A 21759-nucleotide genomic window follows, 5' to 3' on the forward strand; every position below is an offset into this window, starting at 1 on the left:
TCAGGCCCGGCGCATTTCGAGCCCCGCGAAAGAGGAATCGAGCTCGCGCCCCATCAGCACCGCGCTCATCGCGCGGTAGAGCTGGCTGGGCAGCACCGGCTTGTGCAGCAGCGGCACGCCGGTCGCGCGCGCCTCGCGCAGCCGCTGCGGCGCGGTGTCGCCGGTGATCAGCAGTGCCGGCAGGTCCGCGCCGAACTCCGCGCGCAAGGCCGCGATGGCTTCGGCGCCGGTGCGCAGCTCCCGCAGCCGGTAGTCGCTGATCACCAGGCCCGGGCGGTGCGCACGCGCCAGGGCCTGCGCTTCCTCGATGGAGTCGGCCACGTCGCAGACGCAGCCCCAGGCGCCGAGCAGCTGGCGCATGCCGGTGCGCACGGATTCGTCGTCGTCGATCACCAGAACGCGCAGGTCGAACACGCGCGCCGGGCCCGGCATCGCTTCGGAGGCGCCTTCGGCCACCACCCCGGCGCGCGCCGCAGGCAAGGCCAGCCGGAAGACGCTGCCGCGACCCGGCGTCGACACCAGCGAGAGCGGCTGCCCCAGCGCCCGTGCCAGGCCCTGGGCGATGGCCAGGCCCAGGCCCAGGCCCTTGCGGCGGTCGCGCTCGGCGTTGCCCAACTGGTGGAACTCGCGAAAGATCGCCTGGTGCTGCGCGGGTTCGATGCCGATGCCGGTGTCCCACACCTCGATCAGCATCTGCTCGCCGCGCGCGCGGCAGGCCACCAGCACGCCGCCCTGCTCGGTGTAGCGGATTGCGTTCGACACCAGGTTGCGCAGGATCAGCGCCACCAGCGCCGGATCGGAGCGCACCGCCGCGTGGGTCTCGCGCGAGCGGTAGACGATGCCCTTCGCATCGGCCTGCGGCGCCAGCTCGTTCTCGATCTTGTTGAGCAGGGGCTGCAGCGGGAAGACCTGCATCTGCGGCTCGACCACGCCGGCCTCGATGCGCGAGAAGTCCAGCAGCGTGTCGAGCATCTCGGCCGAGGCCTGCCAGGTGGCGCGCGCGTTGGCCAGCGCGTCGTACTGGTCGGCCGAGAGCTTGCTGCGCGCCAGCACCTCGAGGAACAGGCCCTGCGCGTGGATCGGCTGGCGCAGGTCGTGGCTGGCGGCGGCGAGGAAGCGGGACTTGGCGAGGTTGGCCTCCTCGGCCGCGCGGTGCGCGGCCTGCGCATGCTCGGTCTCGATGCGCAGGCGCTCGATCAGCTCGTGGTTCTCGAAGCGCAGCCCGATGGCCCGGCGCGCCGCGCGCGAGCCGTTGCGCGCCTGCCCCACCAGGGCCGCGCTGTAGATGATCGCGGCCACCCCGAGGGCGTCGTAGGCCGGGTCGCCCATCGTCCACAGCTTGGCGCCGAGCACGATCAGCTCGGTGGCGCCGAACACGATGAATGCCGGAAAGATCGGTGCCAGCGAAGACATGGAGCTGCCGGCAACGCCCGCCAGCACCGCCAGCACCAGCACGTTGCCGGCCATCGTGGTGGTGCCCAGTGCGGCCCAGGCCAGAGAGCCCCAGGCCGCGCCGTCGATGAGGTTGAGCACCAGCTTGCGCATCAGCAGCCCGCGTGCGCTCGCGGGACTGATCCCGGTGGCGAGCAGCCGCCGCGCGTCCCGCGCGAGGTAGAGCTTGATCAGGATGATGATGCCGGCCCAGGCCCGCATCGCGAGTGCGTTGGATTCGTTGGAGAGCACCCAGACCAGCAACAGCGCCAGCAGGATGGTCGGGATCACCGAGGCGCCGATGTTGCCCAGCTGCAGCCGCAGCTGTTCCACGAGCATGCGGTCCTCGGGCAGGCGCGACGCCTTCACCATCAGGCCACGAGCCCGCGCTGCCGCGCCGCGAAGCCGGCTTCGGAACGGCTGGAGACTTGCAGCGCCGCCAGCACCGCCTGCACATGGCCGCGCACGGTGTTCTCGGACAGGTTGAGCCGCCGGCCAATCAGCTTGTTGGACAGGCCCTGGCACATCAGGTCGAGCACCTCGCTCTGGCGCGGCGTGAGCAGCGGCTGTGCGTCCGCGCCGCCCTCGCCCGCCGGCAGGCCGTCGGCCGCCACGGGCAAGCCCTGGCGCAGCTGGCCGATCACCGCCAGGATCCTGGCGGCCGGCTCGGCCTTGGAGACGAAGGCCGCGGCGCCGCGCTCCATGGCCAGCCGGACCTTCTGCGGCGAGACCTCCGAGGAGAGGATCACGACCAGCGCCTGCGGCCACTTGCGCCGGACCAGCGCGATGCCTTCCAGGCCGTTGAGCCCGTGCAGCTGGATGTCCAGCAGCACCAGCGCCGGCTCCTGCATCGAGGTGCGCAAGGCCTCCTCGAGCGAGGCGGCCTCTGCCACCTCCAGATCGGCGATGCCGGCGGCAAGCACCATGCGCAGCCCGCTGCGGAACAGCGCATGGTCGTCGACGAGGAGGATGCGGGGCGGCAGCATGAGGCAAACAGACAGGGAGGCAGGGAGGCAGGCAGGCAGGCAGGCAGGCGGGAGGGCAGGGGAGAGTCCAGGCATTCTGCCCAAGTCCCCCCTCTCTGCGCCCGGTCCAATTGGACTATTTACGCCATCCGGCGCAGCGGCGACCATCAGGCTCCCAACAATTTCACGCTCCCGTCCCGTCGCCCGCAGTCGAATGAAGCCCCTGGTCGAAATCCAACGCGTCGCATCGAACGCCTTCAGCTACCGCATCAGCGCCTTCGTCGCCGGTGCGGGGCCGGTGGGCGACAGCGGCACGTTCGAATCGCTGGCCTTCTGCCTGTTCGACGCCGGCGCTTCGCTGGGCCCCTATTTCGCGAGCGTGGAACTCAATGTGGACGGCCTCTTCGTGGGCTCTTACCCGATCGACGCGCTGTGCCGCCATCCCAAGCGGCTGGCGCAGCGCATCCAACAACATTTCCAGCCGGCCTGAGCGCGGCGCGCCCGGCGGCGCCGGCCATCGCCGGATGCGCTATGGTCGCAGGCTCCCGGCCACCACGGAATAGTCATGCTGCTGTACGTAGATTCCCAGTTCGCATCGCCTTACGCCATGTCCGCCTTCGTGGCGCTCAAGGAGAAGGGGCTGTCCTTCGACGTCGAGGCGCTCGATCTCGGCGCCGGCGCAAACCAGGCCCCGTCGTTCGCCGGCGTCTCCCTGACGCGCCGCGTGCCCACGCTGGTCGACGGCGACTTCGCGCTGTCCGAATCCTCGGCGATCGCCGAGTACCTGGACGAAGTCTTTCCCGGCCCGCTGCTCTATCCGCGGCACCCCCGATCGCGGGCCCGCGCGCGGCAGGTCCAGGCCTGGCTGCGCAGCGACCTGGGGCCCCTGCGGCAGGAGCGGACCACCGAGGTCGTCTTCTACGGACCGGTTTCGCGGCCGCTCTCGCCGGCGGCGTTCGATGCCTCCCAGAAGCTCATCGCGGTCGCCACCAAACTGCTGAGCCATGGCGGGGACCACCTGTTCGACCAATGGTCCATCGCCGATGTCGACCTCGCGCTGATGCTCAACCGGCTGATCCTGAATGGCGACGAGATGTCGCCGCGCCTGGCCCGCTATGCCAAGGCGCAGTGGGCACGGCCTTCGGTCCAGCTCTGGGTCCGGCAGCCGCGCCCTGCGCTGTAACCAGGGCGCCTGGCTCAACCCTTCTTCGACGCCCGCCGCAGCGTCTCGATGAAGCTGCGGCTTTCTGGCCGTTTATTGATTTACGAATGAATAGCGCTGCCGTCCAATGCGTCCCGGAGACATCGACAAGGAACACGCATGAAGACACTTGCCCGCGCCCTGGGCCTGCTCCTCGCGGCCGCCGCGCTGCTCGCCGCACCCGTGCGCGCCCAGGCGCCCGCCGAGTTCCCCCACAAGCCGATCCGCGTGATCGTCACCTTCCCGCCCGGCGGCAGCGCCGATGCGGTGGTGCGCATGCTGGTGCCGAAGCTCAACGACAGGCTCGGCCAGCCGGTGGTGGTGGACAACCGTCCCGGTGCCGGCGGCAACGTCGGCCTCACGGCGGTGGTCAAGTCGCCGGGCGACGGCTACACGCTGGGCGTGGGGGCGGCCGGGGCGCTGTCGGCCAACAGCAGCCTCTATGCGCAGATGCCCTTCGATCCGCAGCAGGATCTCAAGCCGGTGGCCATGCTGGCTGCCATCCCCTTCGTGATCGTGGGCCATCCCTCCATCGGCGCGAAAACGCAGGCCGAGCTGCTCGCGCTGGCGCGCGCGCAGCCGGGCAAGCTCTCGATCGGCCACGGCGGCAACGGCACGGCCATGCACCTGTCGGCGGCGCTCTTCGCCCAGATGGCGGAGGTGAAGCTGGTGGAGGTGCCCTACCGCGGCTCCGGGCCGGCAGCCGTGGACGCGATGGCGGGCCAGATTCCGCTGGCGATGGTGGACCTGCCCTCGTCGCTGCAGCAGATCAAGGCCGGCAAGCTGCTCGCCTTCGCAGTGACCAGCGCGCAGCGCCTGCCCATGCTGCCCGAGGTGCCGACGGTGGCCGAGTCCGGGCTGCCCGGCTACGACTCCACGGGCTGGTTCGGCGTGGTGGCGCCGGCCGAGACGCCCGCGCCCATCGTCGCGCGCCTGAACGCGGAGATCAACGCCGCGCTCAGGGACGAGCAGATCCAGGCCGCCATGCGCAACCTCGGCGTGGAGCCCGCGCCCGGCACGCCCAAGGCCTTCGACGACTACATCCGCGCCGAAACGAAGAAATGGGCCCAGGTCATCAAGGCGGCCAACATCAAGCTGGACTGAGGACATGCGCGAACAGGAAGAACTGAAGGCCGACGTCCTGGTCGTCGGCGCCGGCCCCGTGGGCCTGACGCTGGCGATGGACCTGGCCGCGCGCGGCGTGAAGGTGCTGGTGGCCGAGACGCGCCGCCATGCCGAGCCGCCCAACGTCAAGTGCAACCACGTGGCGGCGCGCACCATGGAGCAGTTCCGCCGCCTGGGCGTGGCGCAGAAGGTGCGCGATGCGGGGCTGCCGGCCGACCATCCGAACGACGTGGTGTTCCGCACCAGCGTGACGGGCATTGAGCTCACGCGCATTCCCATCCCTTGCCGGCGCGACCGCTACACCGAGACCGAGGGCCCGGACGCCTGGTGGCCCACGCCGGAGCCGCCGCACCGCATCAATCAGCTCTTCCTGGAACCGATCCTGCTCGAGCACACCGCTGCGCTGCCGAACGTGCGATTGCTCAACCGCACGCAGGTGGGCGGCTTCGAGCAGGACGCCGACGGCGTGACGGCCGATGCCACCGACCTCGACACCGGCGACACCCGCCGCATCCGCTGCCGCTACCTGGTGGGCTGCGACGGCGGCAGCTCGGGCGTGCGCAAGCGCATCGGCGCGAAGCTGGAAGGCACGGCCGTGATCCAGCGCGTGCAGTCGACCTACATCCGCGCGCCGCAGCTGCGCGCGCTGATCCCCGGCAAGCCGGCCTGGTCCTACTACTCGGTCAATCCGCGCCGCTGCGGCACGATGTTCGCCATCGACGGGCACGAGACCTGGCTGGTGCACAACCATCTGAATGCCGAGGAGCCGGAATTCGATTCGGTGGACCGCGACCGCTCGATCCGCGAGATCCTCGGCGTGGGCGAGGACTTCGACTACGAGGTGATCAGCAAGGAGGACTGGGTGGGCCGCCGGCTGGTGGCCGACCGCTTCCGCGAGCGCCGGGTGTTCATCGCGGGCGACGCAGCCCACCTGTGGGTGCCCTATGCGGGCTACGGCATGAACGCCGGCATCGCCGATGCGATCAATCTCTCATGGCTGCTCGCGGCCTGCGTGCAGGGCTGGGCCGACGAGCGCATCCTCGACGCCTACCAGGCCGAGCGCCAGCCGATCACGGAGCAGGTCTCGCAATTCGCGATGGACCATGCGCAGAAGATGATCCGCGCGCGCCGCGCCGTGCCGAGCGACATCGAGGCGCCGGGGCCCGAGGGCGATGCGCTGCGCGCCGAGGTCGGGCGCGAGGCCTATGAGCTGAACGTCCAGCAGTTCTGCTGCGCCGGCCTCAACTTCGGCTACTTCTACACGCGCTCGCCCATCATCGTGGCCGACGGCGAGCCGGCACCCGCCTACACCATGGGCGACTTCACGCCCTCCACCGTGCCGGGCTGTCGCGCACCGCACCTGTGGCTGGCCGACGGGCGTTCGCTCTACGACGCCTTCGGCCCCGGCTACACGCTGCTGCGCTTCGATCGCCGCGTCGAGATCGGCGCGCTGGAGAAGGCGGCCCACGAAGCACGCATGCCGCTCGCGGTGCTCGACGTGGACGCCAAGGAGATCCCGCGCGCCTATCGCCATCGCCTGGTGCTGTGCCGCGCCGACCAGCATGTGGCCTGGCGCGGCGATCGCGTGCCGGCGGACGCCGATGTGCTGGTGGCTCGGTTGCGCGGGGCGGCGGTGCAGCTCAGAGACATCTAGGGCCTGTTCACACACGCAGGGCATACCGCAGGCCTCCGTGGACAGGCCCCGTGCCCCCACCCCAGCCCTCCCCCGGAGGGGGAGGGAGCAAGGCGGGGATGCGGACGGGGCGCTTCCATTGGGCGCAGGCGGTATGGCTCCCTCCCCTTCCGGGGGAGGGCTGGGGTGGGGGCACCGGGCCCCTGAGGTGGACGCAACGATCGCCCACCCCAAGCCCGCCCCGCACCGCATGCCGCACGCGCACCTGGCGACGGGCCCATCGTTCTTCCGGACTCGAGCCTGGGCAATGCAGATGATCGAACAGCGCCGCTTCCCGGAGAGCTACCCCAGCTAGTGCAACTGCGCACGCGCCGACCGATTGCGCCGCCATGCCGCCGGCGGGCAGCCGTACTCGCGCCGGAAGGCGCGGCTGAAGGCGGTGTCGGTCTGGTAGCCCACGTCCTCGGCGATGCGCGCCAGCGGGGCGTTGCTGCGGCAAAGAAGATTGGCGGCCAGCAGCATGCGCCACTGCGTCAGGTACTGCATGGGCGCGGTGCCCACCAGCTGCTGGAAGCGCTCGGCCAGCACCGAGCGCGAGCTGCCGGCCGTGCGCGCCAGCTCCTCCAGCGTCCAGGCCTGTGCCGGGCGGCTGTGCAGCGCGGTGAGGGCGCTGCCCACGATGCGGTCGCCCATCCCGGCCAGCCAGCCGGTGCGGCCCTCGCCCTGCTCGCTGGTGTACAGGCGCAGCACCTCGATGAACAGCAGCTCGGCCAGCTTGGCCAGCACGCCGGCGCCGCCGGGGCGCGGCGAGCGCGCCTCGGCCAGGGCATAGCGCACCGAGCTTTCGAGCCAGATGCCGGCATTCGATCCGCGCACGTTGACGCGCAAGAGCCGCGGCAGCCCCGCGAGCAGCAGCCGCGCCAGCCGCGCATCGCAGGCCAGGTAGCCGCAGACCAGGCGCGTGGTGGCACCGCCGCCGCCGTAGGCCAGCATGCGCGGGCGGCGCGACAGCACTTCGTCCAGCCGCGCGCCGGTCGCCGGCGGCAGGCCGGGCTCGGAGGTCATGCGGTGCGCATCGCCCTGCGGGAAGATGATCGCGTCGCCGGCGACCAGGCGCATCGGCGGCTCGCCGGCCAGCTCGACGAAGCATTCGCCTTCGGTGATCAGGTGGAAGATCACCACCCGCTCCGCGCCCGGCTCCAGAAAGGGCGCAGCGGCGTCGGCGCTCGGCGACTGGTAGCACCAGGGCGCGGTGAAGCGGCCATGGATGAAGATCGCGCCCACCAGCCGCACGACGCGCAGGACTTCGGACAGCGCGTCCATGCTCAGGCCACCTCGACCTGCAACGCCAGCGGCGTCGCGTTCTGCGTCGCGTTGGGGATGGGCGAGCGCCGCACGCCGGCCTCGGCCAGCGCGCGCAGGCGCTCCGGCGAGACCCCCTCGGCGGCGATGCGCACCTGCAGCTGCATGTCGTGCGGCCCGGCGTAGATCTCCTGGCCGTCGGTGCCCGCCATGCCGATCACGCCCCGCGTGTCGGACCGGCTGCTCACGCGGACCTCGAGCGTGCCCAGCGCGATGCCCTCGGCCGCCGCGGACATCGCGATGGAAGTGGCGGCGCAGGACGCGATGCCGGCGCGGAACAGCCAGCCGGGCGTGACGCGGTCGCCGGTGCCGCCGAGCTCGCAGGGCATGTCGGTCAGCATGGCGGTGCCGTTGGCGTGGCTGGATTCGACGCGCACGCCGCCCTGCCAGCGGGCGGTGGCCGGCGCGTCGTCGTGGAGGCCCATGTCGGGGCGGCGCTCCAGCGCCGCTTGCGCGCGCTGCATGGCCGCAGCGATGTCTTGCATGCTCATGTCCGTTGCTCTCCGGGTCGACCGAGGACGATGCGGAAATTGTGGGCGCCTGGCCCCCGGAGGCCAACTAGGCCGAACAGCCGATGCCTTCGCGCGGACGCTGGGTCAGCAATCCCGGACGCTGCGCCAGCTCCACGGCCGCCAGCGCCCAGTCGAGGACGATCGGGCAAGCACGGGCGACGCACGGGCAGGACGCCGCGGCCCGCGCGGTGGTCCAGTAGCGGCAGGACGGGAGCCGGGGAGCGGCCACCGTCCCAAGCCCGCAGACCCTTTGCCGGACCCCCGGCCCATCCCCAAGGAGCCATTCGCCATGAACGCACCCGTCGATCTCAACGCCGTCAAGTCCCGCCAGCAGGCGGCCTGGTCCAGCGGCGACTACGCCATCATCGGCACCACGCTGCAAATCGTCGGCGAGCAGTTGGCCGAGGCCTGCGACCTGCGCTGCGACGAAGCGGTGCTCGACGTCGCGGCCGGCAACGGCAACGCGACGCTGGCGGCGGCGCGCCGCGGCTGCAGGGTCACCTCCACCGATTACGTGGCCGGCCTGCTCGACCGCGGTGCCGAGCGCGCCAAGGCCGAGCGCCTGGAGGTGAAGTTCCAGGCCGCCGACGTCGAGGCCCTGCCTTTCGACGACGGAAGCTTCGCCGCCGTGCTCTCCACCTTCGGCGTGATGTTCGCGCCCGACCATGCGAAGTCCGCCGCCGAGATGCTGCGCGTGTGCCGCCCGGGCGGCCGCATCGGCATGGCCAACTGGACGCCCGAGGGCTTCATCGGCCAGATGTTCAAGACCCTGGGCCGGCACCTGCCACCGCCCGCGGGCGTGCAGCCGCCCTCGTTGTGGGGCACCGAAGCGCACCTGCGCACGCTGTTCGGCGACCAGGCCGCGTCGATCCAGGCGACGCCGCGCCTCTTCAACTTCCGCTACCGCTCGGCCGCGCATTTCATCGAGGTGTTCCGCACCTGGTACGGGCCGGTGCTCAAGGCCTTCGCCAGCCTGCCGCCCGAGAAGGCCGTGGAGCTGGAGAAGGACCTGGGCGAGCTGCTGAACCGCCTGAACCGGGCCGGGCCGGACTCGCTGGTGGTGCCCAGCGAATACCTCGAAATCGTCATCACCCGTCGCTGAGTCTCCGAGCCATGGAGCCGCGGCTGCAGCGAAGGATTCAGCGCTACGGCTGGGACCTGGCGGCCGCCGTCTACGAGGCGCGCTGGCAGGCGCAGCTGGCCCCCGCGCACGAAGCCCTGATGGCGCTCGCCTCGCCAGAGCCGCAGGAACGGGTGCTCGACGTGGCCTGCGGCACCGGCCTGATTGCGCTGGCGGCGGCCGAGGCGGTGGGCCCGCAAGGCCATGTGCTCGGCACCGACCTGTCCGATCACATGGTCGATGCGGCGCGGCAGCGCGCCGCGCAGCGCGGCCTGCGCCAGCTCGGCTTCGCGCGCATGGATGCGGAGCAGCTGGCGCTGCCCGATGGCAGCTTCGACCTGGCGCTGTGCGCCCTCGGCCTCATGTACGTGCCCGACCCCGCGCAGGCCTTGCGCGAGATGCGGCGCGTGCTGCGCCCGGGCGGCAGGGCGGCGCTGGCGGTCTGGGGCGAGCGGGCGCGCTGCGGCTGGTCGGCGCTGTTCCCCATCGTCGATGCCGAGGTCCGCAGCGAGGTGTGCCCGCTCTTCTTTCGCCTGGGGCAGCAGGACGCGCTGGCCCGCGAGTGCGCCGAGGCGGGCTTCGAGCGCATCGCGCAGCAGCGCATCGCGAGCACGCTGTGCTACGCCGATGGCGGGGAGGCCTGCATCGCAGCCTTCGCCGGCGGGCCGGTCGCGCTGGCCTGGTCGCGCTTCGGCGACGAGACCCGCGCGCGCGTGCAGGCCCGCTACCTCGAGGCGATCGAGCCCTGGCGCCAAGGCGGCGGCTACCGCATCCCCGGCGAGTTCGTGATCGTGACGGGCACGGTGCCGGCACATCCCTCCCGCTGAGGAGGGCGCCGCTTGCAGAATGCGCCGCCCGGTCGGACCAGGGGCGCCAGCGCCGACCCAGGAGACGCGAATGAACGAAGGCTTTCGCGATTTCGAGCACGCGGGCTGGACCGACCCCGAGGTCTGCGCCGCTTATGACCATCACCTGGCCAGCCTGACGACGCAGTCCATCGGCGCACTGCTCGACGCCGCCCGCGTGGGCGCCGGCAGCGCGGTGCTGGACGTGGCGACGGGCGCCGGCTACGCGGCCGCCGCCGCGCTGGACCGCGGCGCCCGGGTCACCGGCTGCGGCCGGCTGGCCTTCACCGCCTGGGACGCGCCCGAGCTCCGGCAGCGCGACGCGAACGCCGGCGCCATCGACGAGGCCATCCTGGCGGCGCTCGCGCCGTGGCGGAGCGGGCACGGCTACGAGGTGCCGATGCCGGCGGTGCTCGCGGCGGCGACGCGGCCTTCTTGAAGAAACCATCGAAAAACGTCTCTCATTCTTGACATTTCATCGGTTTTGTCAACAATGAGAAACGTTTATGCCAGCTTCCGGCCCTGATCTCACCGCTCAATCCGCAGGCGCCCTGTTCGCCATCGGCGCCACGGTGCGGCGGCGCCGCAAGGACCTGGGCATCAGCGCCGTGGCCGCGGCCGAAGCGGCCGGCATCTCGCGCATGACCCTGCACCGGATCGAGAAGGGCGAGCCGGCGGTCACCATGGGCGCGTATCTGCGGGTGCTCGTGGCGCTGAGCCTCCAAGTGGCAGTCCGGCCGCAGGAGGAGGCTGTTGAGCCTCAAGAAACGCCCCGCCACGGCTGGCTTCCGGCACGCATCCGCATTGCCGATTACCCCTGGCTCAAGGAACTCGCCTGGCAGGTCCACGGCCCGCAGGAACTAACGCCGCGCGAGGCGCTGAGCATCTACGAACGCAACTGGCGGCACCTCGATCCTGCGACGCTGTCGGCGACCGAGCGGGAGCTCGTCGATGCCCTGCGCCTGGCACTCGGGAGCGACCCGGTTGTTTGAGCGGCCGCACCACCGCCGCGTCGCGCGGGTCCTCCAGGCGCTCGACGGGCCGCAACTGCGCGAACGGGGTTGCCTGTTCGGCGGGGGCACCGCCATCGCACTGCGCTTCGGCGAGTACCGCGAATCGGTGGACATCGACTTCCTCGTGTCGGACCTCGGGGCCTACCGCGAACTTCGGCAGGCGCTGACAGGCGTCGACCGACTGGCAACCCTCCAACGGGCAGGGGCCCCGCCGCTCGAGCTGGTCGGCGAGCTGCGCGCCGACCAGTACGGCATCCGCACCCGCCTGCGCGTCGATGAGCAGCCGATCAAGTTCGAGATCGTGTTCGAGGCACGCATCGCGCTGCAGGCACCCGGCAAGACCGATGAAGTCTGCGGCGTACCCACGCTCACGCCCCTGGACATGGCCGCGAGCAAGCTGCTCGCCAATTCCGACCGCTGGCCCGACGACGGCGTGTTCAGCCGGGACCTGATCGACCTCGCGATGATGAAGCCGTCCTTGGCGTTGCTGCGCCAGGCCGTTGCCAAGGCCGAGGGCGCCTATGGCGCTGCCGTGCGCCGCGACCTGCAGCGGGCCATCGACCGCATGCAGGCGCGCACGGGCTGGCTGGAGCGCTGCATGCAGATCATGGGCATGGCGGCTACGCAGGCGCAGGTGTGGCAGCGCATCCGGGCGTTGCGGCGGGTGCTCATCTGAGCTGCGTCGATGCGGCAACAGGCGCAGAAGAGGTAATGGCCTCCAGCAACCCCGGCAGCCGTGCTGCCGCCTGCTTCGCGCCGGCCTTGTAGCGCTGCAGCAGCGCCTGCCGGTCCGCATCGTCCTCCTTCACGGCATGCACCAGCGCGGTCATGCTGTCCAGGCGCGAATGCGCCACCCACTCCATCAGGCCCGGGTGCTTGCCCCAGCGCTGGCGGTTGCCGAGGGAGACAACCCACATCCGGATCCAGTCGGCCGGCACCACCGGCGTCGGGACGACCGCGCACAAGGCGTTCTTCTCGGCCTCGTCGGCGAAGTGGCTTTCCACATACGCGATCAGGGCCGCGCTGAAAACCGGCTGGCAGCTGCGCACCATCAGCAGGTTGATGCGGCCGCCATCGAAGATCGGCAGCGCGGGCGCCGCCGTGATTCCGGCGGCGCTGCAATCGACGACCAGGCAGCCGGGCTCGATCTCGTGGCTGCCCTGCTCGAGCACGACGCGCGCCGCCTCGATCGCCTTCACGCGCCCGAGGCGCACGACGTTGCGGATGCGGCGCAGCTCGCGCAGCTCGGCCTGGGTGACGGTGGCGCAGCGGTACATGGTGGGCTCGACCGCCGGGTCGAGCCGCAGCAGCTGGCCCCGCGCTTCGAGCCGCGCGAACAGGTCCGGGACGGAAGTCGCCGTGGCGATCGCATCGAACTGGGCGACCAGGCTGCCGATCGCCTGGTCGAAGAAATCCATGTGAGGCTGGAAGTTGGCGCGGTCGAGCAGCCAGGCATCGCGCGGCGCGATCCAGCAGATGCGCTGCGGATCGACGCCGTTCTGCAGCAGCCACAGGCAGGCGTCGATGCCGGTCTTGCCTGCGCCGACCACCACGTAGCCGGGCTCGGCCCGGTGGATGCGGGGCAGGTCGTTCACGGGCACGCAGCGCACGCCGGGCCCGAGCGCATAGGCTGGGCGATGGGTGGAAGGGACTGCCGTGCGCGCGTGGGTGGCGTCGACGACTTTGCGGTGTGCCGTGACCGTCCAGCTCTGCCCGCTCAGGATGGAGCGGACGTGGTGCTCGCTGCCGGTGCCCATCTCGCCCTCGCACATCGGGAAATAGCGCACGCGGCCCGAGGGCAGGAAGCGCTGGTTCATCACCTGGTCGTAGTAGTCCAGCACTTCGGCGCCGCCGGCCAGTTCGTAGAGGCCCTGGTTGAGGCCAGCGCTGTCCTTCGTGCCGCTGCCCAGCGCGCGCGAATTGACGCCGTACAGCACCGAAGGCGCATGCAGCCGCACGAAAGGGTAGGCATCGTTCCAGTGCCCGCCGGGCCGGTGGTGTCGGTCCACCATCACGATGCGGGCGTCATCGGATTCGGACAGCAGCGTGTCCGCGAAGGCCATGGCCGTCGCACCGCTGCCGACGATCAGGTAGTCCGTCTCGATGGGGCTGGGCGTCATCTGGCCTCCTGCGTGGTGGATGTGCGCGATCGATGGCAACGCGCATCTTGGGCGACACTGTCGTTCCATGCAATCCGCTTCTCCCTCCGGCGCCATGCCGATCCCGCCCCTGCGGCGCCCCACGCTGCGCTTCATGCTCGCCCACCCCGCGCACCTGATCGCGCTGGGCTTCGGCGCCGGCCTCGCGCCGCGCGCGCCCGGCACCGTGGGCACGCTGTGGGCCTGGGCCGCCTTCGTGCTCATGCAGCGCTGGCTGTCGGCAGGGGCCATCGGGTGGATCATCCTGGCCTCGCTGCCCATCGGCTGGTGGGCCTGCACCGTGGCCGCGCGCCATATGGCCATCGCCGACCCCGGCGCCATCGTCTGGGACGAGGTCGTCGCCTTCTGGCTGATCCTGTGGCTGGTGACCCCGGCCGGGCTGCTGGCACAGCTCGTGGCCTTCGCGCTGTTCCGCCTCTTCGATGCCGCCAAGCCGGGGCCGGTGGCCTGGGCCGACCAGCTCTTCAAGCAACGCCGGGCGACGCCCGCCACCATGTCTTGGAGCGCGGCGGGCTTCGGCATCCTGTTCGATGACCTGGTGGCGGCCTTCTGCACGCTGCTGGTGATCGCCTTCTTCCGCGCCTGGTAGTGACCATGAACAACGCGTCGCCTGCACCCGAATCCGACACGCCCGCACTGGTGCTTGAATTGGCCGAGCTGTTGCAGCAGCAGGGCCGGATGATGGCCACGGCCGAGAGCTGCACCGGCGGGCTGATCGCGGGCGCCTGCACCGATCTGTCGGGCTCCAGCAACTGGTTCGAGCGCGGCTTCGTCACCTACTCGAACGCCGCCAAGACCGAGCTGCTGGGCGTCGACGCGGCGCTGATCGCGGCCGAGGGCGCCGTCAGCGAGCCGGTGGCGCGCGCCATGGCCGAGGGCGCGGTGGCGCGTTCGCCGGCGCAGGTCGCGGTGGCGGTGACCGGCGTGGCCGGTCCGACCGGCGGCAGCGCCGAGAAGCCGGTGGGCACCGTGTGGTTCGGCTGGTCGGTGGCAGGCCGCGTGCGTACCGAGCGCCGGCGCTTCGATGGCGACCGGGCTGCCGTGCGGGCGGCGACGGTGCATCACGCCTTGCGGACGCTTCTGACGTTGTTGCGCGCGGCCTAGGCTACGATCGCCGCCCATGCGCAACGAAGACACCATCCAGCGCCTCTACGAGGCTTTCGCCAGGCTCGACGCCGACACCATGGCCGCCTGCTATGCGCCGGATGCGCGCTTCGACGACGAGGCCTTCTCGCTGAAGGACGGCCGTGAGGTCGGCGCCATGTGGAAGATGCTGTGCGAGGCCACGCGCGCCAAGGGCGCCGATGTCTGGAAGCTCAGCTGGCGCGACGTCCAGGCCGATGGCGCCACCGGCCGCGCCCACTGGGATGCGCACTACCGCTTCAGCGCCACCGGCCGCATCGTCGACAACGCGATCGACTCCGAGTTCGGCTTCACGCCCGAGGGCCTGATCGCCACTCAGCGCGACCGCTTCGACTTCTGGGCCTGGTCGCGCCAGGCGCTGGGCCCGCCGGGCCTGCTGCTGGGCTGGACGCCGATGCTGAAGAACAAGGTGCGCGCCGGCGCCGCGAAAAATCTGGCCGCCTACATGGCGCGCACGTCATGACGATCACCATCACCAACCATCCCGAGAAGCATCGCTACGAGGCCGCCATCGACGGGCAGCTCGCGGGCTACTGCGAATACAACCTGCTCACGAACGCGGTGATGTTCACCCACACCGAAGTGCTGCCCGCCTTCGAGGGCCGCGGCGTGGGCTCGGCCATCGCGCGGCATGTGCTCGACGACGCGCGGGCCCAGGGCCTGCCGGTGATCCCCGCCTGCCAGTTCATCGCCGGCTACATCCGCAAGCACCGCGAGTACGTGGACCTGGCGCGGCCGGAGACGCAGCGCGCCTTCAATATCTAGGGCTGGATCTGGGCCTTGCGGGCCACCGCGCCGGGCGGCGCCGGCAGCCAGGCGAAAGCTGCACATCCCGCCACCAGCAGCGCGGCGATGGCCGCCAGCACGGCGGTGTAGGGCTCGGCGCCCTGCGACTGCGCCACCGAGGCGGCCACGCCGGTGAGCCACTGCATCAGCGCCACGCCGAGGAACATGGCCATGGTGAACACCGCCATCGCGCGGCCGGTGAGCGCGGCCGGGTAGGCCACCCGCACGTCGGCGTACTCCCAGACGATGAAGCCCGACAACAGGCCGATCAGGATGGCGCACGCGATGTCGATCCAGGCCGCGTGGAAGATGCCGATGGCGGCGAACAGCGCCGCATAGACCGCGCAGCAGGCCACGATGCGCCGCCGGCGCGCCGGGCCGTCGCGGTCCAGCCGGCCGAACAGCGGCGGCCCGAACAGCGAGACGACCGACACGATCAGTGCGACGTTGCCGCTCTGCACCAGCGAGTAGCCGTAGCGCTCCGCCAGCAGCGGCCCCAGCCACAGCCCGCGCAGCGAGATGAAGGCGGCATAGGTCACGGCGCCGAGCAGCAGGATGCCCAGCGTGTGCGGCATCGCGAACAGAGTGCCGAACTGGCGCAGCGCGGCGAACATCGATTCCTTCGGCCGCGCTGTCTCGCGCGCCGGCTCGCGCACCCACAGCAGGATGCTGAGCCAGGCCAGCGCCGAGGCCGCGGCCAGCACCGCGAAGCCCATGCGCCAGGAGCGGGCCTCGACCAGCCACGCGAGTGGCGTGCCGGTCAGCAGCATGCCCAGCCCGCCGATGCCCAGCACCAGCCCCGAGACCGAGGCGAAGCGCGCCGCCGGGAAATGCCGCGCGATGAACACGGTACACACCAGGAAGGCCGGCGCGCAGCCGACGCCGATCAGGACCTGGCCGGCGATCAGCAGCTCAAAGTTGGTCGACAGCGCGGACAGCAGCGCGCCCGCGATCGCCAGCGGGAAGGCCGTCAGCACCGTGCGTCGCACGCCGTGCAGGTCGATGCCGACGCCCATGAAGAGCTGCATGGCGCCGAAGGCGAAGTGGAAGGAGCCGGAGAACAGGCCCAGGGCCTGCGCCGAGAGCCCGAACTCGGCCTGCAGCGGGCCGGCCATGATCGCGCCCACGGTGCGGTAGGCCTGGCTCAGCGCGAAGGCGGTGCACAACGTCAGCACCATGGCCCAGGCGCTGCGGGCCGGGAGCGTCAGGCTGGTCTCAGCCGGCACCGTGGCACTTCTTGAACTTCTTTCCGCTGCCGCAGGGGCAGAGGTCGTTGCGGCCCGGCGTCGCTTCCTTGCGCACGGTCTCCACCTTCGGGCCCATGCTGCGCCAGAGCCGGCGCAGGTCGTACACGGCCCAGATCGCGTCGCCGAATTCGTCCACCCGCTGCTGGCTCACGCTGGGCGGGCCGTCCTCGCTGTACATCGAGAGCGTGGGCTTGCCGCGGTCGTCCTCGGTCAGGGCGACGATGGCGTTCAGCGCCTCGTCGAGGATGGCCGCCGCCTCCTTGTCGCGCGGCGGGGTCCATTCCTCGGGCCAGTTCTCCACCGCGTACATGAAGCCCAGCGCCCAGACCTGGGCAAAGGAGGGGATGTCCTCGTCGGCGATCTCGCCCCGCTCTTCTTCCGGCAGGGCCGCGACGGCGCCGCGCGTGTCCAGCACCTCGGGCTGCCAGGCGCGCTCGTCGTCGAGCGACTGCACTTCGGCGTCCAGGCCCTCTTCGGTCTCGCGCCAGCGCCGCTTCCAGCGCCAGGCGAATTCCATGTGCTGCGCCGGCACGAAGCCCTCGCCCAGCAGCACCGGCCAGTATTCGGCGGGCTCGATGGGGCGGCGCATGCACACCAGCGCCGCCATGAAGCCCTCGCAGAACTCCCATTGCGGGGTTTCCTCGTCGTGCTCGCGCATGGTGTCGAGCGCCTGGTCGAGGGCGTCGAAATCGTCGGGGCCGAGGGGAGCGTGGTCGGGGGAGGGGGCAGGGGTCGTGGTCATGGCAATGCGGCGGCAGCCCTCTATGATGCAGCAAGCTCCCGGAGACCCGCCATTTCAGCACCCCTGCCTTCGTTGCTTACGACACGCGACTTCCGCCCGGCGACCGGCGCCGCCTCCGATCCCGCCTCGCCGGCCGGCCGGGCGCAACAGGCAATCCTGGCCCCATGAACGTTGCGAAACGCGGCACGCGCGTGCAGTCGCGCAAGGGGGTGGCATCGGCGCCGGCGCCCCTGGAAACCGGCCCGGCCCCGCTGGAGCCCGGCGATTACGCGGAATTCCTGCGCGCCATGCTGCCGCAGCAGCAGAAGCCGGTGGCCAGCCACCGGCTCGGCAGCGAGCGCGTCTGGCTCAAGAAGGCGGGTCCGCCGCACGGCAAGCTGGGCTACCACCTGATGGCGATGGTGGCCGGCCTGCTGCGGCTGGACGTGCTGACGCCGGTGCCCAACCCCGGCGGCGAGGCCGCCATCGCCACCGAGGCGCGCCGCCTGCGCGCCCTCGGCGCGGCCGGCCTGCGCGTGCCGGCGGTGCTGGCCCAGCAACCCGACGGCCTGCTGATCTCCGACCTCGGCGAAAGCGGCCGGCCGCCGGTGGTGCTGCAGGAGCGGCTGGACCATGCCGCGGCCATCGGCCCGAGCGCGCTTCTCACGGTGTGGCACGAGGGGCTCGACGCCATCGCCAATGTCCACGCGCACGGCACCTACCTGAGCCAGGCCTTCGACCGCAACCTGGTGCAGTGCCCCGACGGCACCATCGGCTACATCGACTTCGAGGACGACCCGGGCGAGGCCCTGCCCCTGGCCGAATGCCAGGTGCGCGACTGGCTCAGCTACCTGCACTCCACCGCGATGCTGGTGCGCGCCGCCTCGGCGGGCGCTGCCGGTACGCACTGGCATGCGGCGCTGGCCGATGCCGGCGACGAGGTGCGCGAGCGGCTGGCGCTGGCGGCGCGGCGCATGCGCTGGCTGCGGCATCTGCCGTCGGGGCGGCGCTGGGGCCGGGACACGCAGCGCTCGCGGGCGGTGGCGCGTCTGCTGTGGCGCTGGTATTGCAGCGATACCGCGCCGCCGACGCGGCGGTAGCCGGCCGGCATCAGCCGCCGGGGATGGCGACCTCGACGCCCAGGCGCGCGAGCGGCCCGCGCATCTCGAGCAGCGCGCGGTCCTTGCTCAACAGCTGCGCGCGCTGCGCCACCGCGAGGTCGACGAAGATCTGGTCGTCAGGGTCGCGGCACAGGCAGGGCGCGCGGTCGGGCTGCTCGTCCACCGGATGCACGCGCCGGTCGAAGGCTGCGAGCACGCCCGGCGCATCGCGGCCGTTGCGCGCCAGGCGCGCGGCCACCAACGGGTAGTCGAGCACGCGCGCCAGCTCTTCGCGCATCGCGGCGGTGGCGATCCATTGCAGCTCGCCCAATTCGAGCGCGGCGAGCAGCGCTGCGCAGCCCGGGTCGTCGAAGACCAGGAGGTCGAGGGCGATGTTGGTGTCGATGACGACGCGCATGGACGGGGATGCTAAGCCGCCGTTCGCTCAGAAGCCCCGCAGGTCATCCACCGCCAGCGCGAGCTTCGCGCCGGTGATGCGCTCGAGCGTGCGCCTCATCAGCGCGACGTCGTTGTCGAAGCCCCCATGCGTCGCCGCCTGCAGCACCGGCTGGCCGCCGGCATCGAGCGCCACCTCGATGCGCGGGCTCTCCACGCGCCGCGTGCGGGCCTCGAGCTTCACGGCCTTGGCAGCCTGGCGCCAGACCGCCAGCGCCTCGCCGGTGTCGGAGGAGCCGTCCCAGCCCGAATAGCTCTCGTCGTTGATGCGGTCCAGCCCCAGGATCGGCGTGTGCAGATCGGCCTCCAGCGCATTGGAGACCAGATACAGCAGCGACTTGCGGTAGATCGGGCCCACCGTGTCGCGGCGCTCGACCTCGTCCGTGAGCAGTTCCAGGTGCAGGCGCTCCATCAGCGCCGCGTCGCCGGCATAGTGGCGGTTCGCGAAGGCCACGGAGCAGGCCGGTGCATAGAGGTTCACCGAGGCGACGCGCTCGCTCAGTCCCCCATCGCGGCCGGCGCGCTTGCGTGCGGCCAGCGCCGTGAGCAGGTGGCCGATGGCGATCGCGCCGGCCGAGTGGCCGACCAGGTGCAGCTCGAACTGCGCACCCCAGTTGCTGCCGAGCGCCTGCATCGCATCCAGCAGCAGGTCGCCGCCGCGCCGCTCGGCGAAGGCCAAGCCGGCGTTCTCCTTCATCTCGCTCCACAACGGCCGTGCCGCCGGCCGTCCGACGCTCTTCTCGACCAGCAGGTCGGTCTGCTCGGTGAACCACTCGCCGAAGCCGGCGCGGGCCGGCTCGCGGCGGAAGGCGTCTGCGATGAGGTTCGCCACCGATTCGAGAAGACCCGTCTTCCACACCAGGAACAGCGGATAGCAGCCGTTGCCGGTGAAGTAACGGCCCATGGCGCTGGCGCGCTTGATCGCCTCCTCCTCGCTATTGAGCCCGCCGTGGACGTAGAGCACCAGGCGCTTGCGCGCCGCCGCCTGCCTGCGGAACCAGTCGTCCGGCAGCACGCAGGCCTGCTGCTGCAGCTTGCGCGGCGGCTCGTCTTCCGTGAGGTAGCGGCTCACGCGGCCGTCGTTGCCCAGCACCACGCTGTGCTGGTAGGCCAGGCCGGTGTCCCACCACTGGCTGCGGTCCGCGGCGGTCAGGCCGGCGGCGCCGCTGCCGCCCACGGCCAGCCGGCCGGCGATCACGCCGGGCACGCCCAGCGAGACCACCCAGGCGTCCATCGCATGCGCCAGCCAGTCCAGGTAGCCCAGCACCGCGAAGCCGCCGGCGCCCCAGTTCCTGCCCCAGGAGTTTTGCAGGATGAAGCCCTGCGCATTGAAGCCGATCAGGGCGAAGGCATGGCCTCCGGTCTCGGAGCGCCGGCCGTCGAAGGCGATGAGCGGCAGGTCCGCATGGCGCTTCGGTGCCGGCGTGATCGGCACCGCGTCCCAGCCCGGGTGCGTGAAGGCCGAGACGAAGACCGCGCGGTGCTGCGCGATCGCGGCCTGCACGTCGGTGATCGAGCGGGTGTCGATGCGGTAGTAGATGCCCAGCGTGTTCTGCGCCGCCCGGCTCGCGTAGCCGTAGGTGGCGGGGTTCGATTTCTCGGGCAGGTAGGGCCAGTCCGGCTCCAGGCAGACGCCGTGGTTGAACCAGCCCTTGAGCGCGCCGCGGCAGCTCGAGCCCTCGTAGTTCTCGCCCTCGTACTCGTCGTGCCGGCGCGCCAGCGTGTAGAGCATGCGCGGGCTCACCGAATCCATCTTCGGCGGCAGGCCGGCCTTGACCCAACGCAGGTAGTTGATGACGCAGCTCAGGCCAAAGCCGGTGCAGGCGCCCTCCCGGCCCTGGTCCAGGATCAGGCCGGCCCGGGTGTAGGCCGGCACGTACTGGCGCACCTCCTCCTGCGGCGGGAATTCGTCGGGCAGGCTGATCGCGCTCGGCTGGAACAGGCGGTCGCGCAGATCGGCCGCGTCCTTGCGGGTGCGCGAAACGATGGAGCGGTGCGAGGGCGTCTCTTCTTCGGCGGCGGCGGCGGCGGCGGCGGCACCGCGCCGGGCGCCGCCCGCGCCCACGCGCGCCGCCGGCCATACGGTGGCGGCGCGCTCGAATACGTCCTTGAAGCGATCGAGGCCATGCACGCCGCCGTTGACCAGGCGGCGGGCCTGCGCGAAGTCGCCGCCCTGGATCGCCTGGCGGAACTTGGTCGCCTTGTCGGAGAGATAGAGCGCCAGCAGCACTGCCGCGACTTCCGGCGCGTTGGCGCGGTCCGGTGCGGTCTCGAGCGGAACCCCGATGCGCTGGCCGTAGCGGGTGTAGTTGTCCTTGCCGGTCAGCTGCACGAAGCCGCGGCCGCGGTAGCGCTCGCCGTCGCCGGTCCGGCTGTTGCCGAGCACGGCGCGCGTGTCGTACAGGCTGAAGGGGGCGCCGCCCGGCGGCGTGTTGAACTTGGAGGGCGCCTCCGCGATCGGCACGAAGCCCTCGGTCTCGGCGCGGATGGTGCCCAGGGCGCCCAGGATCATCGGGCGGTCCGTCAGCTCCGCGACGCCGAGCGCCGCCTCGATGTAGGGCAGGTAGCGCGCGATGTTGGCCGGCTTGGTGGCGGGGAACAGCCGGCTCACGTTGCCGACGTTGAGCGTGAGCTCGAACTTGCCCGCGTCGATCGCGATCAGGTCCAGCAGCAGCTGGCAGCGCGGCCCGACCACGCCGTCGCCGATCAGGCCGACGCCGGCCTGCCAGCGGCGGATCGCGCCGTCGAAGTCCTCGTCGATCGGCGTGCCGGAGGCCTGGAGGGAGGGGAACAGCTTCGCGTCTTCGCCCAGCGCCTTGGCGAGCGCCCGGCGCAGCCGCTCGACATCGTCGCTGGCGCTTCCCTTGCTCATCAGGATGTGCATCGCGGCTCCTCGGGCGGCGGGGGTGTCCGCCGCGCGAGGCATGGTGCGGCGCGCGC

At 71.5% G+C, this 21759-nt stretch carries 23 protein-coding genes; 14 read left to right on the top strand and 9 right to left on the bottom strand.

Annotated features, from left to right (window positions below; all coding sequences use genetic code 11):
• On the bottom strand, nucleotides 1-1770 hold the full coding sequence (locus AC3A6X_RS31330) for an ATP-binding response regulator (RefSeq protein WP_487845839.1): 1770 nt from the start codon (nucleotides 1768-1770) through the stop codon (nucleotides 1-3).
• A 32-nt stretch (nucleotides 1771-1802) separates the two neighbouring features.
• Nucleotides 1803-2417, bottom strand: coding sequence for a response regulator (locus AC3A6X_RS31335; protein ID WP_487845840.1), 615 nt, complete (start codon nucleotides 2415-2417; stop codon nucleotides 1803-1805).
• 193 nt (nucleotides 2418-2610) lie between these two features.
• Here AC3A6X_RS31335 and AC3A6X_RS31340 point away from each other — a divergent pair, with 193 nt between their 5' ends.
• From AC3A6X_RS31340 to AC3A6X_RS31355, 4 genes are all read left to right on the top strand, one after another.
• The gene (locus AC3A6X_RS31340; protein WP_487845841.1) at nucleotides 2611-2886 is read left to right on the top strand and encodes a hypothetical protein; all 276 of its coding nucleotides are present in this window, start codon (nucleotides 2611-2613) and stop codon (nucleotides 2884-2886) included.
• A 75-nt stretch (nucleotides 2887-2961) separates the two neighbouring features.
• Nucleotides 2962-3579 carry a glutathione transferase gene (yfcF, locus tag AC3A6X_RS31345; protein WP_487845842.1) on the top strand — a complete coding sequence of 206 codons (618 nt, stop codon included), beginning with the start codon at nucleotides 2962-2964 and terminating at the stop codon, nucleotides 3577-3579.
• Nucleotides 3580-3717: 138 nt separating this feature from the next.
• Nucleotides 3718-4701: a Bug family tripartite tricarboxylate transporter substrate binding protein gene (locus tag AC3A6X_RS31350; RefSeq protein ID WP_487845843.1), complete on the top strand. Its 984-nt coding sequence runs from the start codon at nucleotides 3718-3720 to the stop codon at nucleotides 4699-4701.
• 4 nt (nucleotides 4702-4705) lie between these two features.
• The gene (locus AC3A6X_RS31355) at nucleotides 4706-6376 is read left to right on the top strand and encodes an FAD-dependent oxidoreductase (protein ID WP_487845844.1); all 1671 of its coding nucleotides are present in this window, start codon (nucleotides 4706-4708) and stop codon (nucleotides 6374-6376) included.
• Between the two features lie 330 nt (nucleotides 6377-6706).
• Here AC3A6X_RS31355 and AC3A6X_RS31360 read toward each other — a convergent pair whose 3' ends face one another.
• Both AC3A6X_RS31360 and AC3A6X_RS31365 read right to left on the bottom strand, forming a co-directional pair.
• Nucleotides 6707-7678 carry an AraC family transcriptional regulator gene (locus AC3A6X_RS31360; RefSeq protein WP_309959107.1) on the bottom strand — a complete coding sequence of 324 codons (972 nt, stop codon included), beginning with the start codon at nucleotides 7676-7678 and terminating at the stop codon, nucleotides 6707-6709.
• 2 nt (nucleotides 7679-7680) lie between these two features.
• Nucleotides 7681-8208, bottom strand: a complete 528-nt coding sequence (locus AC3A6X_RS31365) for an OsmC family protein (RefSeq protein WP_487845845.1) — start codon at nucleotides 8206-8208, stop codon at nucleotides 7681-7683.
• A gap of 310 nt (nucleotides 8209-8518) precedes the next feature.
• On the opposite strand from AC3A6X_RS31365, the gene AC3A6X_RS31370 reads away from it, so the two are divergent.
• From AC3A6X_RS31370 to AC3A6X_RS31390, 5 genes are all read left to right on the top strand, one after another.
• The gene (locus AC3A6X_RS31370; protein ID WP_487845846.1) at nucleotides 8519-9331 is read left to right on the top strand and encodes a class I SAM-dependent methyltransferase; all 813 of its coding nucleotides are present in this window, start codon (nucleotides 8519-8521) and stop codon (nucleotides 9329-9331) included.
• 11 nt (nucleotides 9332-9342) lie between these two features.
• Nucleotides 9343-10176, top strand: coding sequence for a class I SAM-dependent methyltransferase (locus tag AC3A6X_RS31375; RefSeq protein ID WP_487845847.1), 834 nt, complete (start codon nucleotides 9343-9345; stop codon nucleotides 10174-10176).
• 70 nt (nucleotides 10177-10246) lie between these two features.
• Nucleotides 10247-10633, top strand: a complete 387-nt coding sequence (locus tag AC3A6X_RS31380; protein WP_487845848.1) for a hypothetical protein — start codon at nucleotides 10247-10249, stop codon at nucleotides 10631-10633.
• Between the two features lie 67 nt (nucleotides 10634-10700).
• Nucleotides 10701-11186, top strand: coding sequence for a helix-turn-helix domain-containing protein (locus AC3A6X_RS31385; RefSeq protein ID WP_487845849.1), 486 nt, complete (start codon nucleotides 10701-10703; stop codon nucleotides 11184-11186).
• On the top strand, nucleotides 11179-11883 hold the full coding sequence (locus AC3A6X_RS31390; protein WP_487845850.1) for a nucleotidyl transferase AbiEii/AbiGii toxin family protein: 705 nt from the start codon (nucleotides 11179-11181) through the stop codon (nucleotides 11881-11883). Before AC3A6X_RS31385 ends, AC3A6X_RS31390 begins: the two co-directional genes overlap by 8 nt.
• Here AC3A6X_RS31390 and AC3A6X_RS31395 read toward each other — a convergent pair.
• Nucleotides 11876-13327: an NAD(P)-binding protein gene (locus tag AC3A6X_RS31395; RefSeq protein WP_487845851.1), complete on the bottom strand. Its 1452-nt coding sequence runs from the start codon at nucleotides 13325-13327 to the stop codon at nucleotides 11876-11878. The genes AC3A6X_RS31390 and AC3A6X_RS31395 overlap by 8 nt on opposite strands.
• A gap of 67 nt (nucleotides 13328-13394) precedes the next feature.
• On the opposite strand from AC3A6X_RS31395, the gene AC3A6X_RS31400 reads away from it, so the two are divergent.
• The 4 genes from AC3A6X_RS31400 to AC3A6X_RS31415 are packed head-to-tail and all read left to right on the top strand — an operon-like array spanning nucleotide 13395 to nucleotide 15274.
• A complete protein-coding gene (locus AC3A6X_RS31400) occupies nucleotides 13395-13955 on the top strand; it encodes a phosphatidylglycerophosphatase A family protein (protein WP_487845852.1) in 561 nt (186 codons plus the stop codon).
• A 5-nt stretch (nucleotides 13956-13960) separates the two neighbouring features.
• Nucleotides 13961-14470 carry a CinA family protein gene (locus AC3A6X_RS31405; protein WP_487845853.1) on the top strand — a complete coding sequence of 170 codons (510 nt, stop codon included), beginning with the start codon at nucleotides 13961-13963 and terminating at the stop codon, nucleotides 14468-14470.
• Between the two features lie 16 nt (nucleotides 14471-14486).
• Nucleotides 14487-14972 (top strand): nuclear transport factor 2 family protein, encoded by a 486-nt coding sequence (locus tag AC3A6X_RS31410; RefSeq protein ID WP_487845854.1) that lies wholly within the window; start codon nucleotides 14487-14489, stop codon nucleotides 14970-14972.
• Nucleotides 14969-15274: a GNAT family N-acetyltransferase gene (locus AC3A6X_RS31415; RefSeq protein WP_487845855.1), complete on the top strand. Its 306-nt coding sequence runs from the start codon at nucleotides 14969-14971 to the stop codon at nucleotides 15272-15274. The genes AC3A6X_RS31410 and AC3A6X_RS31415 overlap by 4 nt, the downstream gene beginning before the upstream one ends.
• Here AC3A6X_RS31415 and AC3A6X_RS31420 read toward each other — a convergent pair.
• Both AC3A6X_RS31420 and AC3A6X_RS31425 read right to left on the bottom strand, forming a co-directional pair.
• Nucleotides 15271-16473, bottom strand: coding sequence for an MFS transporter (locus AC3A6X_RS31420; protein ID WP_487845924.1), 1203 nt, complete (start codon nucleotides 16471-16473; stop codon nucleotides 15271-15273). The genes AC3A6X_RS31415 and AC3A6X_RS31420 overlap by 4 nt on opposite strands.
• Nucleotides 16474-16510: 37 nt before the next feature.
• On the bottom strand, nucleotides 16511-17284 hold the full coding sequence (locus AC3A6X_RS31425; protein ID WP_487845856.1) for a UPF0149 family protein: 774 nt from the start codon (nucleotides 17282-17284) through the stop codon (nucleotides 16511-16513).
• 164 nt (nucleotides 17285-17448) lie between these two features.
• Here AC3A6X_RS31425 and AC3A6X_RS31430 point away from each other — a divergent pair, with 164 nt between their 5' ends.
• Nucleotides 17449-18363 carry a BUD32 family EKC/KEOPS complex subunit gene (locus tag AC3A6X_RS31430; RefSeq protein WP_487845857.1) on the top strand — a complete coding sequence of 305 codons (915 nt, stop codon included), beginning with the start codon at nucleotides 17449-17451 and terminating at the stop codon, nucleotides 18361-18363.
• Between the two features lie 10 nt (nucleotides 18364-18373).
• Here AC3A6X_RS31430 and AC3A6X_RS31435 read toward each other — a convergent pair whose 3' ends face one another.
• The gene (locus AC3A6X_RS31435; protein ID WP_487845858.1) at nucleotides 18374-18781 is read right to left on the bottom strand and encodes a putative toxin-antitoxin system toxin component, PIN family; all 408 of its coding nucleotides are present in this window, start codon (nucleotides 18779-18781) and stop codon (nucleotides 18374-18376) included.
• Nucleotides 18782-18808: 27 nt separating this feature from the next.
• Nucleotides 18809-21703, bottom strand: a complete 2895-nt coding sequence (locus AC3A6X_RS31440; protein WP_487845859.1) for a C1 family peptidase — start codon at nucleotides 21701-21703, stop codon at nucleotides 18809-18811.
• Nucleotides 21704-21759 lie beyond the last annotated feature (56 nt).

Source organism: Variovorax sp. Soil_C_12 (genome assembly GCF_057657375.1).